The organism is Streptomyces sp. HP-A2021 (genome assembly GCF_022807935.1).
In the GTDB taxonomy this organism is placed as follows: domain Bacteria; phylum Actinomycetota; class Actinomycetes; order Streptomycetales; family Streptomycetaceae; genus Streptomyces; species Streptomyces afghaniensis.
On sequence record NZ_CP094344.1, the window covers coordinates 4,121,616 to 4,136,914 of the forward strand.

The 15,299-nt window shown below is 69.2% G+C and carries 15 protein-coding genes; 3 read left to right on the top strand and 12 right to left on the bottom strand.

Annotation, left to right across the window (positions count from 1 at the left end; translation table 11 throughout):
- Nucleotides 1-9 precede the first annotated feature (9 nt).
- Genes nuoK through MQE23_RS18650 form a run of 11 tightly spaced genes read right to left on the bottom strand, consistent with a single transcriptional unit; the run spans nucleotide 10 to nucleotide 10,887 of the window.
- Complete coding sequence (gene nuoK, locus MQE23_RS18600) at nucleotides 10-309, bottom strand: NADH-quinone oxidoreductase subunit NuoK (RefSeq protein ID WP_003992252.1); 300 nt, start codon at nucleotides 307-309, stop codon at nucleotides 10-12.
- Nucleotides 306-1,148 (bottom strand): NADH-quinone oxidoreductase subunit J, encoded by an 843-nt coding sequence (locus tag MQE23_RS18605; protein WP_020273468.1) that lies wholly within the window; start codon nucleotides 1,146-1,148, stop codon nucleotides 306-308. The genes nuoK and MQE23_RS18605 overlap by 4 nt, the downstream gene beginning before the upstream one ends.
- Entirely contained in the window at nucleotides 1,145-1,786 is a 642-nt protein-coding gene (gene nuoI, locus MQE23_RS18610) for an NADH-quinone oxidoreductase subunit NuoI (protein WP_020273469.1), read from the bottom strand. The genes MQE23_RS18605 and nuoI overlap by 4 nt, the downstream gene beginning before the upstream one ends.
- The gene (gene nuoH / locus MQE23_RS18615) at nucleotides 1,779-3,158 is read right to left on the bottom strand and encodes an NADH-quinone oxidoreductase subunit NuoH (protein WP_037670103.1); all 1,380 of its coding nucleotides are present in this window, start codon (nucleotides 3,156-3,158) and stop codon (nucleotides 1,779-1,781) included. Before nuoH ends, nuoI begins: the two co-directional genes overlap by 8 nt.
- Nucleotides 3,155-5,659 (bottom strand): NADH-quinone oxidoreductase subunit G, encoded by a 2,505-nt coding sequence (locus MQE23_RS18620; protein WP_020273586.1) that lies wholly within the window; start codon nucleotides 5,657-5,659, stop codon nucleotides 3,155-3,157. The genes nuoH and MQE23_RS18620 overlap by 4 nt, the downstream gene beginning before the upstream one ends.
- Nucleotides 5,656-7,005 carry an NADH-quinone oxidoreductase subunit NuoF gene (gene nuoF / locus MQE23_RS18625; RefSeq protein WP_243379640.1) on the bottom strand — a complete coding sequence of 450 codons (1,350 nt, stop codon included), beginning with the start codon at nucleotides 7,003-7,005 and terminating at the stop codon, nucleotides 5,656-5,658. Before nuoF ends, MQE23_RS18620 begins: the two co-directional genes overlap by 4 nt.
- Nucleotides 7,002-7,862: an NADH-quinone oxidoreductase subunit NuoE gene (gene nuoE / locus MQE23_RS18630; protein ID WP_020273588.1), complete on the bottom strand. Its 861-nt coding sequence runs from the start codon at nucleotides 7,860-7,862 to the stop codon at nucleotides 7,002-7,004. The genes nuoF and nuoE overlap by 4 nt, the downstream gene beginning before the upstream one ends.
- The gene (locus tag MQE23_RS18635) at nucleotides 7,859-9,205 is read right to left on the bottom strand and encodes an NADH-quinone oxidoreductase subunit D (protein WP_020273589.1); all 1,347 of its coding nucleotides are present in this window, start codon (nucleotides 9,203-9,205) and stop codon (nucleotides 7,859-7,861) included. Before MQE23_RS18635 ends, nuoE begins: the two co-directional genes overlap by 4 nt.
- Nucleotides 9,202-9,963 carry an NADH-quinone oxidoreductase subunit C gene (locus tag MQE23_RS18640; RefSeq protein WP_020273590.1) on the bottom strand — a complete coding sequence of 254 codons (762 nt, stop codon included), beginning with the start codon at nucleotides 9,961-9,963 and terminating at the stop codon, nucleotides 9,202-9,204. The genes MQE23_RS18635 and MQE23_RS18640 overlap by 4 nt, the downstream gene beginning before the upstream one ends.
- On the bottom strand, nucleotides 9,960-10,514 hold the full coding sequence (locus MQE23_RS18645; RefSeq protein WP_010041554.1) for an NADH-quinone oxidoreductase subunit B: 555 nt from the start codon (nucleotides 10,512-10,514) through the stop codon (nucleotides 9,960-9,962). Before MQE23_RS18645 ends, MQE23_RS18640 begins: the two co-directional genes overlap by 4 nt.
- 13 nt (nucleotides 10,515-10,527) lie before the next feature.
- Complete coding sequence (locus tag MQE23_RS18650) at nucleotides 10,528-10,887, bottom strand: NADH-quinone oxidoreductase subunit A (protein WP_003974383.1); 360 nt, start codon at nucleotides 10,885-10,887, stop codon at nucleotides 10,528-10,530.
- A 724-nt stretch (nucleotides 10,888-11,611) separates the two neighbouring features.
- Between MQE23_RS18650 and MQE23_RS18655 the strand changes: the two genes are divergently transcribed.
- Nucleotides 11,612-12,451, top strand: a complete 840-nt coding sequence (locus MQE23_RS18655) for an NlpC/P60 family protein (protein WP_037670107.1) — start codon at nucleotides 11,612-11,614, stop codon at nucleotides 12,449-12,451.
- Between the two features lie 309 nt (nucleotides 12,452-12,760).
- Nucleotides 12,761-13,387 carry a peptide deformylase gene (gene def / locus MQE23_RS18660; protein WP_243379641.1) on the top strand — a complete coding sequence of 209 codons (627 nt, stop codon included), beginning with the start codon at nucleotides 12,761-12,763 and terminating at the stop codon, nucleotides 13,385-13,387.
- A 66-nt stretch (nucleotides 13,388-13,453) separates the two neighbouring features.
- Here def and MQE23_RS18665 read toward each other — a convergent pair whose 3' ends face one another.
- Nucleotides 13,454-14,746 carry a geranylgeranyl reductase family protein gene (locus MQE23_RS18665; RefSeq protein ID WP_020273593.1) on the bottom strand — a complete coding sequence of 431 codons (1,293 nt, stop codon included), beginning with the start codon at nucleotides 14,744-14,746 and terminating at the stop codon, nucleotides 13,454-13,456.
- Nucleotides 14,747-14,985: 239 nt separating this feature from the next.
- On the opposite strand from MQE23_RS18665, the gene MQE23_RS18670 reads away from it, so the two are divergent.
- Entirely contained in the window at nucleotides 14,986-15,297 is a 312-nt protein-coding gene (locus MQE23_RS18670) for a PASTA domain-containing protein (protein WP_082319916.1), read from the top strand.
- The last annotated feature ends 2 nt before the right edge of the window (nucleotides 15,298-15,299 follow it).

Here is a 15,299-nt window from a genome sequence, read left to right on the forward strand (position 1 = left end):
TCCGACCCCTTACAGCTTCATCAGGCTGGCGTCGTCGACCGAGGCCGAGTGGCGGGCGCGGAACAGGGACACGATGATCGCGAGCCCGACCACGACCTCCGCGGCGGCGACGACCATCGTGAAGAAGGCGATGATCTGGCCGTCGAGGTTGCCGTGCATCCGGGAGAAGGCGACGAACGCGAGGTTGCAGGCGTTGAGCATGAGCTCGATGCACATGAAGACGACGATCGCGTTGCGCCTGATCAGCACGCCGGTGGCACCGATCGTGAACAACAGGGCCGCGAGATACAGATAGTTGACCGGGTTCACTTCGACGCCTCCTCGGGCCGCTTGAACGTGGTCGGCTCGATGGCCTTCCGCTCCAGGCGCTCCTCGGCACGCTGCTCCAGGGCCCGCAGGTCGTTGAGCGCCTCCTGCGACACGTCCCGGATCTGGCCCCGCTCCCGCAGCGTCTTGCTGACGGTGAGGTCGGACGGTGTGCCGTCGGGCAGCAGGCCCGCGATGTCGACCGCGTTGTGCCGGGCGTACACACCAGGGGCCGGCAGGGGCGGCAGCTGCCTGCCTTCGCGCACCCGCTCCTCGGAGAGTTCGCGCTGCGTCTTGGCGCGCTCGGTGCGCTCGCGGTGCGTGAGCACCATCGCGCCGACGGCGGCCGTGATGAGCAGGGCTCCGGTGATCTCGAACGCGAACACGTACCGGGTGAAGAGGAGGGTGGCGATGCCCTCCACGTTGCCGCCGGCGTTCGCCTGGCCGATGCCGTTGAACTCGCTGAGGGAGGCGTTGCCGATGCCGGCGATCAGCAGGACGCCGAAGCCGAGGCCGCACAGCGCGGCCAGCCAGCGCTGGCCCTTGATGGTCTCCTTCAGGGAGTCCGCCGCGGTGACGCCGACGAGCATCACCACGAACAGGAACAGCATCATGATCGCGCCGGTGTAGACGACGATCTGGACGACGCCCAGGAAGTAGGCGCCGTTGGCGAGGTAGAACACCGCCAGGATGATCATGGTCCCGGCGAGGCAGAGCGCGCTGTGCACGGCTCTCTTCATGAGGATGGTGCACAGGGCGCCGATCACCGCGACGGTGCCGAGGATCCAGAACTGGACGGCCTCTCCGGTGGAGGTGGAGTAGGCGGCGAGCTGGGTGGTCATCGGCCGATCACCTCCTCCGACGCCGGTTCCGTCCCGCCGAAGGTCGAGTCGCCCTCCTGGACGACCTCGCCCTTGGAGTGGGCGACCTGCCGCTCGGTGCCGGGTGCGGCTTCCGTCACCAGGCCCCGGTAGTAGTCCTGTTCGTCCGTGCCCGGGTAGATGGCGTGGGGCGTGTCGACCATGCCCTCGTCCAGACCGGCGAGCAGCTGCTCCTTGGTGTAGATGAGGTTGGCCCGGCTGGAGTCGGCGAGCTCGAACTCGTTCGTCATCGTCAGCGCGCGTGTGGGGCACGCCTCGATGCACAGGCCGCACAGGATGCAGCGGGCGTAGTTGATCTGGTAGACGCGGCCGTACCGCTCGCCCGGCGAGTAGCGCTCCTCTTCGGTGTTGTCCGCGCCCTCCACGTAGATCGCGTCGGCGGGGCAGGCCCATGCGCACAGTTCGCAGCCGACGCACTTCTCCAGGCCGTCGGGATGGCGGTTGAGCTGGTGCCGTCCGTGGAAGCGCGGAGCCGTGGTCTTCTGCTGCTCCGGATACTGCTCGGTCAGCCGCTTCTTGAACATGGCCTTGAAGGTCACGCCGAAGCCGGCCACCGGGTTCTGGAAACCGGGCTTGGTGTCCTTCGGTTCCTCAGCCATCGGACGCCTCCTTTCCATCCGTAGTTCCGCCCAGAGATTCGTCACTCTGAGTATCGGGCCCACCACTGACAATCAGCTCCCGCTCGCGGCGCGAGCGGCGTCGCGGGACCGGTGGCAGCTCCTGTCCCGGCAGTGGCGGTACGGGGAATCCGCCCGCCATCGGGTCGAAGGCGGCCGGGGTCTCGGCCGGCTGCTCGGCCTCCTTCGCCTTCTCGCGGAACATGTCGACGACGAAGGAGAGCACCAGCAGAGCCAGCACGCCGCCGCCGACGTAGAGGGCGATGTCGGCGAAGTCGTAGCCCTCGTTCCTGAAGGCACGCACGGTCGCGACGAGCATCAGCCACACCAGCGAGACCGGGATGAGGACCTTCCAGCCGAGCTTCATCAGCTGGTCGTAGCGGACGCGTGGGAGCGTGCCGCGGATCCAGATGAACATGAACAGCAGCAACTGGACCTTGACCGTGAACCAGAGCATCGGCCACCAGCCGTGGTTCGCGCCCTCCCAGAAGGTGCTGATCGGCCAGGGGGCCCGCCAGCCGCCGAGGAACAGCGTCGTGGCGACGGCCGAGACGGTCACCATGTTGACGTACTCGGCGAGCATGAACATCGCGAACTTGATCGACGAGTACTCGGTGTTGAAGCCGCCGACCAGGTCACCCTCGGACTCCGGCATGTCGAACGGGGCGCGGTTGGTCTCGCCGACCATCGTCACGATGTAGATGACGAAGGAGAGCGGCAGCAGCAGGACGTACCACCGGTCGGTCTGCTGCTCGACGATCGTCGACGTCGACATCGACCCCGAGTAGAGGAACACGGAGGCGAAGGCGGCGCCCATCGCGATCTCGTACGAGATCATCTGCGCGCAGGACCGCAGACCGCCCAGCAGCGGATACGTCGATCCGGAGCTCCAGCCCGCCAGCACGATGCCGTAGATGCCGACGGAGGCGACCGCGAGGATGTAGAGCATCGCGATCGGCAGGTCGGTGAGCTGCATCGTGGTGCGCTGGCCGAAGATCGAGATCTCGTTGCCGGCCGGGCCGAAGGGGATCACCGCGATCGCCATGAAGGCCGGGATGGCCGCGACGATCGGCGCGAGGACGTACACCGCCTTGTCCGCGCGCTTGACGATGACGTCTTCCTTGAGCATCAGCTTGATGCCGTCGGCGAGCGACTGGAGCATGCCCCAGGGCCCGTGCCGGTTGGGGCCGATGCGCAGCTGCATCCAGGCGACGACCTTGCGCTCCATGACGATGGAGATCAGCACGGTCACCATCAGGAAGGCGAAGCAGAACACCGCCTTGATGACCACCAGCCACCAGGGGTCGGTGCCGAACATCGAGAGGTCTTCAGCAGCGAGGTACGACGGGCTCATGCCTCCACCTCCTTGGGGGCCTCGCCGGCGAGGGTCGCCGGGCCGATGCGGACGAGGGAGCCGGGCCGCGCCCCGGTGTCGGAGGCGACGCCGCCACCGGTGGAGTTCAGCGGGAGCCACACCACGCGGTCGGGCATCTCACTGATCTGGAGCGGGAGTTCGACGACTCCCTGGGGACCGGTCACCGCGAGGAGGTCGCCGTCCTTGACGCCCGCCTCGGCCGCCGTCGCGGCCGACACACGCGCGCGGGCGGCGTGCCGGGTGCCGGCGAGCGCCTCGTCGCCCTGCTGGAGGACGCCCTGGTCGAGCAGCAGCCGGTGTCCGGCGAGCACTGCCTCGCCGGCGGCCGGACGGGGCAGGGCGCCCGCCGTCTCCAGGGGTTCGGTGGCCCGCGGGCCGTCCCAGGCGCCGAGCCGGTCGATCTCCGCCCGTACGGTGCGCAGATCGGGCAGTCCGAGGTGGACGTCCATGGCGTCGGCCACCATCTGCAGCACGCGCGCGTCGGTGGGCGCGAGGCGGCGCGTCATGTGGTCGGGCTTGAGCGCGGCCTCGAAGAAGCGGACCCGGCCTTCCCAGTTGAGGAAGGTGCCGGCCTTCTCGGCGACCGCGGCGACGGGCAGGACGACATCGGCCTTGCGGCTGATCTCGCCGGGCCGCAGTTCGAGCGAGACCAGGAAGCCGACCTCGTCGAGTGCCGCACGCGCGCGTGCCGGGTCGGGCAGGTCGGCGATCTCGACGCCCGCCACCAGCAGGGCCTGGAGTTCGCCGGTCGCGGCGGCCTCCACGATCTGGCCGGTGTCACGGCCGTAGCGGTGCGGGAGGCCCGCCACGCCCCAGACGGTGGCGACTTCGTCACGCGCGCGTGGGTCGGTGGCCGGACGCCCGCCCGGCAGCAGCGACGGCAGCGCGCCCGCCTCGATGGCACCGCGTTCCCCGGCCCGGCGCGGGATCCACGCCAGCCGGGCACCGGTGGCGGAGGAGATGCGCACGGCGGCGGTGAGACCGCCGGCCACCGCGGCCAGCCGCTCACCGACGACGATCACGGACCCCTCGGCGCGCAGCGCCTCGGCGGCCGCGGCGCCGTCGCCCTCCAGGCCGACGTTGCTCGCGAGCGCGTCCAGCCACTCGGTCTCGGTGCCGGGGGCGGCCGGCAGCAGCGTCCCGCCGGCCTTCTCCAGACCGCGCGTGACGTGTGTGGCCAGGGAGAAGACCTTCTGCCCGTGCTTGCGCCAGGCCTTGCGCAGCCGCAGGAAGACGCCGGGCGCCTCCTCCTCCGCCTCGAAACCGACCAGCAGGACGGCCGGTGCCTTCTCCAGCGCGGTGTACGTGACGCCCGTGCCGTCGAGGTCCCGGCCGCGCCCGGCGACCTGGGCGGCGAGGAAGTCGGCCTCCTCGCTGCTGTGCACGCGCGCGCGGAAGTCGATGTCGTTGGTGTCGAGCGCCACGCGCGCGAACTTGCTGTACGCGTAGGCGTCCTCGATGGTGAGCCGTCCGCCGGTCAGGACACCGGTGCGGCCCCGGGAGGCCAGCAGCCCCTGGGCCGCGATCTGGAGCGCCTCGGGCCAGGAGGCCGGTTCCAGCTCGCCCTCGGCGTTGCGCACCAAAGGCGTCTCCAGCCGGTCCCGCTGCTGCGCGTACCGGAACCCGAACCGCCCCTTGTCGCAGATCCACTCCTCGTTGACCTCGGGGTCGTTGGCGGCGAGCCGCCGCATGACCTTGCCGCGCCGGTGGTCGGTGCGCGTGGCGCAGCCGCCGGAGCAGTGCTCGCACACCGACGGGGAGGAGACGAGGTCGAAGGGGCGGGAGCGGAATCGGTACGCCGCCGAGGTCAGCGCGCCGACCGGGCAGATCTGGATGGTGTTGCCGGAGAAGTACGACTCGAACGGGTCGCCCTCGCCGGTGCCGACCTGCTGGAGCGCGCCCCGCTCGATCAACTCGATCATCGGGTCGCCCGCGACCTGGTTGGAGAACCGGGTGCAGCGGGCGCACAGCACGCACCGCTCACGGTCGAGCAGCACCTGCGTGGAGATCGGGACGGGCTTCTCGTAGGTCCGCTTGCGGCCCTCGAAGCGGGACTCGGCGTCACCGTGCGACATGGCCTGGTTCTGCAGCGGGCACTCGCCGCCCTTGTCGCAGACCGGGCAGTCCAGGGGGTGGTTGATGAGCAGGAGCTCCATCACACCCTTCTGGGCCTTCTCCGCGACCGGCGAGGTGAGGTGGGTCTTGACCACCATCCCGTCGGTGCAGGTGATGGTGCAGGACGCCATGGGCTTGCGCTGGCCCTCGACGTCGACGATGCACTGGCGGCAGGCGCCGGCCGGGTCGAGGAGGGGGTGGTCGCAGAACCGGGGGATCTCGATGCCGAGTTGTTCGGCGGCCCGGATGACCAGGGTGCCCTTGGGCACGCTGATCTCGATGCCGTCGATCGTCAGCGTCACGAGGTCCTCCGGCGGGACCGCCGCCTCTCCCCCGCCTGAGGGAGCGTTGGTGGTCACGGTCATGCGTTCACCTCCGTGCGGTCGGCCCAGGCCGTCGACTTGGCCGGGTCGAAGGGGCAGCCCCGGCCCGTGATGTGCTGCTCGTACTCCTCGCGGAAGTACTTGAGCGAGGAGAAGATCGGCGAGGCGGCACCGTCGCCGAGGGCGCAGAAGGACTTGCCGTTGATGTTGTCGGCGATGTCGTTCAGCTTGTCGAGGTCGGACATCCGTCCCTTGCCGGCCTCGATGTCGCGCAGCAACTGCACGAGCCAGTAGGTCCCTTCGCGGCAGGGCGTGCACTTGCCGCAGGACTCGTGGGCGTAGAACTCGGTCCAGCGCGTCACGGCCCGCACCACGCAGGTCGTCTCGTCGAAGCACTGGAGAGCTTTTGTGCCGAGCATGGAACCCGCGGCGCCCACTCCTTCGTAATCAAGAGGGACGTCGAGGTGCTCGTCGGTGAACATCGGGGTCGAGGAGCCGCCCGGCGTCCAGAACTTGAGGCGGTGCCCGGGGCGCATCCCGCCGCTCATGTCGAGGAGCTGGCGGAGGGTGATCCCGAGCGGCGCCTCGTACTGGCCGGGGCTGGCGACGTGGCCGGACAGGGAGTAGAGCGTGAAGCCGGGCGACTTCTCGCTCCCCATCGACCGGAACCATTCCTTGCCCCGCTGCATGATCGCGGGAACCGACGCGATCGATTCGACGTTGTTCACCACAGTCGGGCACGCGTAGAGGCCCGCGACGGCAGGGAAGGGGGGACGAAGCCGCGGTTGACCCCGGCGGCCTTCGAGCGAGTCGAGCAGTGCGGTCTCCTCACCGCAGATGTACGCGCCCGCGCCCGCGTGCACGGTGATGTCGAGGTCGAGTCCGCTGCCCAGGATGTTCTCGCCGAGGAAGCCCGCCTCGTAGGCCTCGCGTACGGCCGAGTGCAACCGCCGCAGCACCGGGACGACTTCACCACGCAGATAGATGAAGGCGTGCGACGACCTGATGGCGTAGCACGCGATGATCATGCCCTCGATGAGGCTGTGCGGGTTCGCGAAGAGGAGCGGGATGTCCTTGCACGTCCCGGGCTCCGACTCGTCGGCGTTGACAACCAGATAGTGCGGCTTTCCATCCCCCTGGGGAATGAACTGCCACTTCATCCCCGTGGGGAAGCCCGCGCCGCCGCGCCCGCGCAGACCGGACTCCTTGACGTACGCGATCACGTCGTCCGGCGACATGGCGAGCGCCTTGCGGAGTCCGTCGTACCCCTCGTGCCTCCGGTAGACGTCCAGCGTCCAGGACTTGTCCTCGTCCCAGAAGGCCGACAGCACCGGTGCGAGCAGCTTCTCGGGGCTCATGTCTTTCAGCTCGGGTGCCAAGGTCATCACTCCCCCTCCTCGGCGACGGGCCCGGCCGGGTGGGCCGGGTCGGAGGCCGACGTGTCCTGCGGCGCGTCGTGCGAGCTGAGGTGTTCCGTCGGTGACGGCTCGTGCGGCGGCTCGTCCCGGGGCGCCTCGCCGCGCGGATGCACCACACGCGCGGGAGCGGACTCGCCCTTGGCGAGCTTCAGGCCGACCAGGGAGGCGGGTCCCGCGCTTCCCCCGGACTCGACGGCCCCGTCCCGCTCGTCGGGGAAACCGGCCAGGACCCGGGCGGTCTCCTTGAAGGTGCACATCCGTGCCCCTCGCGTGGGGGTGACCGGCCGGCCCGCGCGCAGGTCGTCGACGAGGCTTTTGGCGCTCGCCGGGGTCTGGTTGTCGAAGAACTCCCAGTTGACCATCACGACCGGCGCGAAGTCGCAGGCGGCGTTGCACTCGATGTGCTCCAGGGTGACCTTGCCGTCGCCGGTGGTCTCGCCGTTGCCGACGCCCAGGTGCTCCTGGAGCTCCTCGAAGATCGCGTCCCCGCCCATCACGGCGCACAGGGTGTTGGTGCACACCCCGACCTGGTAGTCACCGCTCGGCTTGCGCCGGTACATGGTGTAGAAGGTGGCGACCGCGGTGACCTCCGCCGTGGTGAGGCCGAGCATGTCCGCGCAGAACCGCATGCCCGTGCGCGTGACGTGGCCTTCCTCGGACTGCACGAGGTGCAGCAGCGGCAGGAGGGCGGACCGGGAGTCCGGGTAGCGGGCGATGATCTCGCGCGCGTCGGTCTCCAGACGGGCCCGGACGTCGTCCGGGTAGGCGGGTGCGGGCAGTTCGGGCATGCCCAGGCTGACGCCCCGCTCGGAAGAAGAGGTGGTCACCGGTCGACGCCTCCCATCACGGGGTCGATGGACGCGACGGCGACGATGACGTCGGCGACCTGGCCGCCCTCGCACATCGCCGCCATGGCCTGAAGGTTGGTGAAGGACGGGTCTCGGAAGTGGACCCGGTAGGGGCGAGTGCCGCCGTCGGAGACGACGTGCACCCCGAGTTCGCCCTTGGGCGACTCGACCGCCGCGTACGTCTGTCCCGGTGGGACGCGGAAGCCCTCGGTGACCAGCTTGAAGTGGTGGATCAGGGCCTCCATGGAGGTGCCCATGATCTTCTTGATGTGGTCGAGGGAGTTGCCGAGGCCGTCGGGCCCCAGGGCGAGCTGGGCCGGCCAGGCGATCTTCTTGTCGGCGACCATGACCGGGCCGGGCTGGAGCCGGTCCAGGCACTGCTCGACGATCCTGAGCGACTGGCGCATCTCCTCCAGGCGGATGAGGAAGCGGCCGTAGGCGTCGCAGGTGTCGGCGGTCGGGATGTCGAAGTCGTACGTCTCGTAGCCGCAGTAGGGCTGCGTCTTGCGCAGGTCGTGCGGCAGGCCGGTGGAGCGCAGGATCGGGCCGGTCGCGCCGAGGGCCATGCAGCCGGCCAGGTCGAGGTAGCCGACGTCCTGCATGCGGGCCTTGAAGATGGGGTTCCCGGTGGCGAGCTTGTCGTACTCCGGGAGGTTCTTCTTCATCTTCTTCACGAACTCGCGGATCTGGTCCACCGCGCCGGGCGGCAGGTCCTGGGCGAGTCCGCCGGGGCGGATGTACGCGTGGTTCATCCGCAGGCCGGTGATCAGCTCGTAGATGTCGAGAATGAGTTCACGATCACGGAATCCGTAGATCATGATCGTGGTGGCGCCGAGCTCCATGCCGCCGGTGGCGATGCACACCAGGTGCGAGGAGAGCCGGTTCAGCTCCATCAGGAGCACACGGATGATCGTGGCCCGGTCCGGGATCTGGTCCTCGATGCCGAGGAGCTTCTCGACGCCGAGGCAGTACGCCGTCTCGTTGAAGAACGACGTCAGGTAGTCCATGCGCGTCACGAACGTGGTGCCCTGCGTCCACGTCCGGTACTCGAGGTTCTTCTCGATGCCGGTGTGCAGGTATCCGATGCCGCAGCGGGCCTCGGTGACGGTCTCGCCGTCGATCTCCAGGATCAGACGGAGCACGCCGTGCGTGGACGGGTGCTGCGGGCCCATGTTCACGACGATGCGCTCGTCGTCGGCGCGGGCCGCGGACTGGACGACCTCGTCCCAGTCACCGCCGGTGACCGTGTAGACGGTGCCCTCGGTGGTCTCGCGCGCCGCGGCGGCCGCGGCGGCGGCGTCGGATGCGTGCGACGTGCTCATGAGTACGACCTCCGCTGGTCCGGAGCCGGGATCTGGGCGCCCTTGTACTCGACGGGGATGCCGCCGAGGGGATAGTCCTTGCGCTGCGGAAAGCCCTGCCAGTCGTCCGGCATCATGATCCGTGTCAGGGCGGGGTGGCCGTCGAAGACGATGCCGAAGAAGTCGTACGTCTCGCGCTCGTGCCAGTCGTTCGTCGGATAGACCGAGAACAGCGACGGGATGTGCGGGTCGCTGTCGGGGCAGCTGACCTCCAGGCGGATCAGCCGGTTGTGGGTGATCGAGCGCAGGTGGTAGACGGCGTGCAGCTCGCGGCCCTTGTCGTTCGGGTAGTGGACGCCGCTGACGCCGGTGCACAGCTCGAAGCGCAGGGCGGGGTCGTCGCGCAGGGTGCGCGCGACGCGGAGCAGGTGCTCGCGCTCGATGTGGAAGGTCAGCTCGTCGCGGTCGACGACCGTCTTCTCGATGGCGTTCCCGGGGAGGAGTCCCTGCTCCTCCAGGGCGCCTTCCAGTTCGTCGGCGACCTCGTCGAACCATCCGCCGTAGGGGCGGGTCGCCGGTCCCGGGAGCCGGACCGAGCGGACCAGGCCGCCGTAGCCGGAGGTGTCGCCGCCGTTGTTCGCGCCGAACATGCCGCGCTGAACTCGGATCTCCTCGCCGCCCTGGCCTCGCCGGCCCGGGAGGTTCGACGCGCTGAGGTCCTTCTCGGGGTTGACCCCGTTCGACCCGTTCGCGCCGTTGGTGCCGTTCGCGTCGCTCACCGCAGCAGCCCCTTCATCTCGATCGTGGGCAGGGCCTTGAGCGCCGCCTCCTCCGCCTCGCGGGCCGCCTCCTCGGCGTTCACGCCGAGCTTGGAGGTCTGGATCTTCTGGTGGAGCTTGAGGATGGCGTCCATCAGCATCTCCGGCCGGGGCGGGCAGCCGGGCAGGTAGATGTCGACCGGCACGATGTGGTCGACGCCCTGGACGATGGCGTAGTTGTTGAACATGCCGCCGGAGGAGGCGCAGACCCCCATGGAGATCACCCACTTGGGGTTCGGCATCTGGTCGTAGACCTGCCTGAGCACCGGCGCCATCTTCTGGCTCACCCGGCCGGCGACGATCATCAGGTCCGCCTGGCGCGGTGAGCCCCGGAAGACCTCCATGCCGAAGCGCGCCAGGTCGTAGCGCCCGGCGCCGGTGGTCATCATCTCGATGGCGCAGCAGGCGAGGCCGAACGTGGCGGGGAAGACGGACGACTTGCGCACCCAGCCCGCGGCCTGTTCGACGGTGGTCAGCAGGAAGCCGCTCGGCAGCTTTTCTTCGAGTCCCATGACTTGTGGCCCCTCAGTCCCATTCCAGGCCGCCGCGCCGCCATACGTACGCGTACGCGACGAAGACGGTGAGCACGAAGAGCAGCATCTCCACGAGCCCGAAAATCCCCAGGGCGTCGAAGGTGACGGCCCAGGGGTAGAGGAAGACGATCTCGATATCGAAAATGATGAAGAGCATCGCCGTCAGGTAGTACTTGATGGGGAAGCGCCCGCCGCCGGCCGGCGTGGGGGTCGGCTCGATCCCGCATTCGTAGGCCTCGAGCTTGGCCCGGTTGTACCGCTTGGGCCCGATCAACGTGGCCATGACCACGGAGAAGATCGCAAAGCCTGCCCCGAGGGCTCCCAGTACGAGGATGGGCGCATAAGCGTTCACCGCTCCTCGCTCCTCTCAGTCGGCACTGACTGCTGGCGGTTTGCGTCAGGCTCACATCCGGCCCACCCGTCCCTCGAACCCCGCCCGCCCCGGCGAAGATCGGGAACATGTGAAGCAGGTCACAAGCCCAACCGCGTGCATCTTATGCCCGACGCTCTGTGATCTGCGACACGGGGTATTGCACAAGCTTTGTGATCTCCACCACCTGACGATCGATCATGAAGTCGGATGAGCGGTGATCTTCACACCCGAAGCGTCCGAGTGATCACCAGACGTGACATTTTGGCTCGTCAGCGCAGGCCGGAGGGGGCGTCTCAATATCAAGAGAGTTCCCTTGCATGCAAATTGGCGATGGAATCGATCTCTTGATAGTGGCGCGTTCACACGTCAGAGGGCGCGCGGAGCGGGGTGTGGACGCGTGCATTCGTTCACGATCTTCGCGAGGCCGTGATCCGGCCGTGATCTCCGACGCCGGACGCACCGACCGCGACAGCCGTTCCGTGACCTCCGTCACACACATGAGAGGTCCATGAGAACGGGGCTTGGCCAACCAGCCCAACCGATGGTAGGTGCGGGGCAATTCGGGCGTATTGATCAAAGACCGTGATCACAGGCCGATCACGGTGCGCCCGCAATGTCCGTTACGGCGTCAATAAAGGGCCTCGCGCAGGGGTTTTGGGGACCCGATTGAACAACTGTGGCGCAGCCCACGTTTCTTGAAGATATGAAGGAGCCCCTGGTACCGGTTGTTCCCATGTCCCACACCGCTCACATACGCAGCCACCGGAAGCCCCGCCGCAGCGCGACCTCTTCGATCGCCCTGCGTGCCGGAGTTGCCGGTGGCGTTCTCAGCATGGCAGCGGCGGGTGCCTCGGCCTCGGCGAACGCCGCCGAGCCGGTCACCCAGACCATCGAACTGCCCACCCTGACGGCCGACATGTCCGCTCAGGTCGCCCAGTCCGCCGCCGCCACCCAGCAGGCGGCCGCGAACTACGAACTGCGCGCCGAGCGTGACGCCGCCGCCGCCAAGGCCGCCGCGGAGGCAAAGAAGGACCTCGCAGAGGCGAAGAAGAAGGCGGAGGCCAAGAAGAAGGCCGCCGAGGCCGCCCGCAAGGCCGCCGCCGAGCGCGCCACGCGCAGCACCGAGCGCGCCACGCTCTCCGCTTCCGCGTCCGCGTCCGCCTCCACGTCGGTGTCGGCGCCCTCCAGCGGCAGCGTCGCGACCGTCATCGCCTTCCTGAAGGCTCAGGTGGGCGACGCCTACGTCATGGGCGCCACCGGTCCCAACGCCTGGGACTGCTCCTCCCTCGTGCAGGCCGCGTACAAGCAGGTTGGTGTGGACCTGCCGCGCGTCTCGCAGGACCAGTCGATGGCCGGCACGGACGTGCCGCTGTCCGACGTCCAGGTCGGCGACATCCTCTACTGGGGCGGCAAGGGTTCCGCGTACCACGTCGGTGTCTACATCGGCGACGGCCAGTACCTGGACGCGGCCAACCCGTCCAAGGGCGTCGTCATCCAGGACCTGTCGGGCTACCCGGCGTCGGGCGCAGTTCGCGTCCTCTGACCGCACGCATACGGGCTTGAGGGCCGCTGCCACTCGGGGGCAGCGGCCCTCCCGGCATGTCCGGAGGAGGGGCGAGGCGCCCTGCTGCCGCAGGAGGCCGCCGCGGCGGCCGCGAGGCCCGGCCCCTCGGCGATGGCCCCGGCGGCTCCCCTGGCGGCCGTCAGGGGCGTCTACGGGTGTGGCCGGACTGCTGCTGGGACTGCTGCGGGTGTTCTGCTGTGATGCTCCCTGACGGCAGGGAGGGGGTTCCGAGGCGGAAGCTTCCGTTCCCTGCCACCCACAGCAGGCTCAGCAGACAGGGAGAGACAGATGCCGAGCGTCTTCGTACAGGGACGGCCCGTCGACTCGTACCCGCGGCTCGCGCCCGAGGCCCGGCGCGGCCGGGTCCGGCGGATCACCGAGGTCGGTGAGGAGGTCCTGCACAAGCCGTGCCGGGACGTCACCGAGTTCGGTCCGGACCTCGCCGCGCTGATCGACGACATGTTCCTGACGATGTACACCGCGGACGGTGCCGGACTCGCGGCGAACCAGGTCGGGGTCGACCTGCGGCTGTTCGTGTACGACTGCCCGGACGACGAGGGGGTGCGGCACGTCGGGCACATCGTCAACCCGGTGCTGGAGCCGCTGGACGCCGCTCACCGGAGGCTGCTCGACGAGGGCGAGGGGTGCCTGTCGGTGCCGGGGGCCACGATGGACGTGCCGCGTCCGGACCGGGCCGTGGTGCACGGGTACGACCGGGACGGCGAACCGCTCGTGATCGAGGGCACGGGTTACTTCGCCCGCTGCCTGGAGCACGAGACCGACCATGTGAACGGACAGGTGTACCTGGACCGGTTGTCCGGGCGGGAGCGCAAGGACGCGCTGCGGCAGATGGCGGACCGGCGCGAGGCGGTGTTCGCGCGCCGGGCCGCCAACATCGCGGCTTTGAGCGGCTGAGCGGCTGAGCGGCTGAGCGGGCCTTCGGCACCGAAGGCCCGCGTACGCGAGTGCCAGCGTGCCTGATCAGGCCTTCGGCGCCACCTTGCTCAGGCCGTTGATGATGCGGTCCATCGCGTCGCCGCCGGTCGGGTCGGTGAGGTTCGCGAGGAGCTTCAGCGTGAACCTCATCAGCATCGGGTGCGTGAGTCCGCGCTGGGCCGCGATCTGCATGACCTTCGGGTTGCCGATGAGCTTCACGAAGGCCCGGCCGAGCGTGTAGTAGCCGCCGTAAGTGTCCTTGAGGACGCGCGGGTAGCGCTGGAGGGCCATCTCACGGCCGGCCGGCGTCGCCCTCGCGTGCGCCTGGACGATGACGTCGGCGGCGATCTGGCCGGACTCCATGGCGTAGGCGATGCCCTCGCCGTTGAAGGGGTTCACCAGGCCGCCGGCGTCGCCCACCAGCAACAGCCCCTTGGTGTAGTGGGGCTGGCGGTTGAAGGCCATGGGGAGGGCGGCGCCGCGGATGGGCCCGGTCATGTTGTCGGGGGTGTAGCCCCAGTCCTCCGGCATGGATGCGCACCAGGCCTTCAGGACCTCGCGCCAGTCCAGTTCCTTGAAGGAGTCGGAGGTGTTGAGGACACCCAGACCGACGTTGGACGTGCCGTCGCCCATGCCGAAGATCCAGCCGTAGCCGGGCAGGAGACGGTCCACGGGGCCGCGGCGGTCCCACAGTTCCAGCCAGGACTCCAGGTAGTCGTCCTCGTGGCGCGGGCTGGTGAAGTACGTCCGTACGGCCACGCCCATCGGGCGGTCCTCGCGGCGGTGCAGGCCCATCGCCAGGGACAGCCGCGTGGAGTTGCCGTCGGCGGCCACGACGAGCGGGGCGCGGAAGGTGACCTCGCGCTTCTCCTCGCCGAGCTTGGCGTGCACGCCGGTGATGCGGCCCGTGCGGTCGTCCAGGATCGGCGCGCCCACGTTGCAGCGCTCGAACAGCCGGGCGCCCGCCTTCTGGGCCTGCCGGGCGAGCTGCTCGTCGAAGTCGTCGCGCTTGCGGACGAGGCCGTAGTCGGGGAAGGACGCGAGATCCGGCCAGTCGAGCTGGAGCCGCACCCCGCCGCCGATGATGCGCAGGCCCTTGTTGCGCAGCCAGCCGGCCTCCTCCGAGATGTCGATGCCCATCGCCACGAGCTGCTTGACGGCGCGTGGGGTGAGGCCGTCGCCGCAGACCTTCTCGCGCGGGAACTCGGTCTTCTCCAGCAGCAGGACGTCGAGGCCCGCCTTGGCGAGGTGGTAGGCGGTCGTGGAGCCGGCCGGCCCCGCGCCCACGACGATCACATCGGCGGTGTTCTCGGAGAGGGGCTCGGTCACGACGGTCACGGCGGGATCTCCCCCAGTTCGGAATCTGCGTGCCGACCGGCACTGGACACGGGCAGTCTATGCAGCGGCACTGATCACCCGGCTGAAGGGCCGCCTTCAACGAACCGGGCGTCCAGCAGCAGAGAGTAGTCGACTGTCACAGAAAGACACCTGTCGCTTCCGGTCGCTGTGGAGCGGGAGTTACCCTTCCTGTACCGCTGGGGGTGACATCTGTGCACATATCCCGCAAAACACCCGGAGTGCGTGTACCGCGTCTGGTGGGCCTGATGGCCGTGGACGCGCGTGAGACGGCCCGGGCGCAGGGCCTGCTTCTCAACGCACCGGACCGGCCCGACATCCATCTCGCCGTCGTCGACTACGTCGTCCGCCAGTACCCGCACCCCGGTGCCGAGGTGCCGCGGGACTCGATGGTCTACGTGTGGTTCGATTTCGGTCCCGGCGAGGGCGGCGGGGGCGTGCACGAGCCGCGGATCCCGAAGCCCCCCAGGGGCGGTCTCCGGCGCGAGCTGGACGAGCCCGGCGACCCGTACCCGGCCCTCAGCTCCCCGTAGGG

Excerpts from the sequence above, each read along its gene's own strand:
- MQE23_RS18635 (WP_020273589.1), bottom strand. The coding sequence starts at position 9,205 with ATGAGCACGTCGCACGCATCCGACGCCGCCGCCGCGGCCGCCGCGGCG.
- MQE23_RS18620 (WP_020273586.1), bottom strand. The coding sequence starts at position 5,659 with ATGACCGTGACCACCAACGCTCCCTCAGGCGGGGGAGAGGCGGCGGTC.
- MQE23_RS18605 (WP_020273468.1), bottom strand. The coding sequence starts at position 1,148 with ATGACCACCCAGCTCGCCGCCTACTCCACCTCCACCGGAGAGGCCGTC.
- nuoH (WP_037670103.1), bottom strand. The coding sequence starts at position 3,158 with ATGAGCCCGTCGTACCTCGCTGCTGAAGACCTCTCGATGTTCGGCACC.
- MQE23_RS18655 (WP_037670107.1), top strand. The coding sequence starts at position 11,612 with ATGAAGGAGCCCCTGGTACCGGTTGTTCCCATGTCCCACACCGCTCAC.
- def (WP_243379641.1), top strand. The coding sequence starts at position 12,761 with ATGCCGAGCGTCTTCGTACAGGGACGGCCCGTCGACTCGTACCCGCGG.
- MQE23_RS18645 (WP_010041554.1), bottom strand. The coding sequence starts at position 10,514 with ATGGGACTCGAAGAAAAGCTGCCGAGCGGCTTCCTGCTGACCACCGTC.
- nuoI (WP_020273469.1), bottom strand. The coding sequence starts at position 1,786 with ATGGCTGAGGAACCGAAGGACACCAAGCCCGGTTTCCAGAACCCGGTG.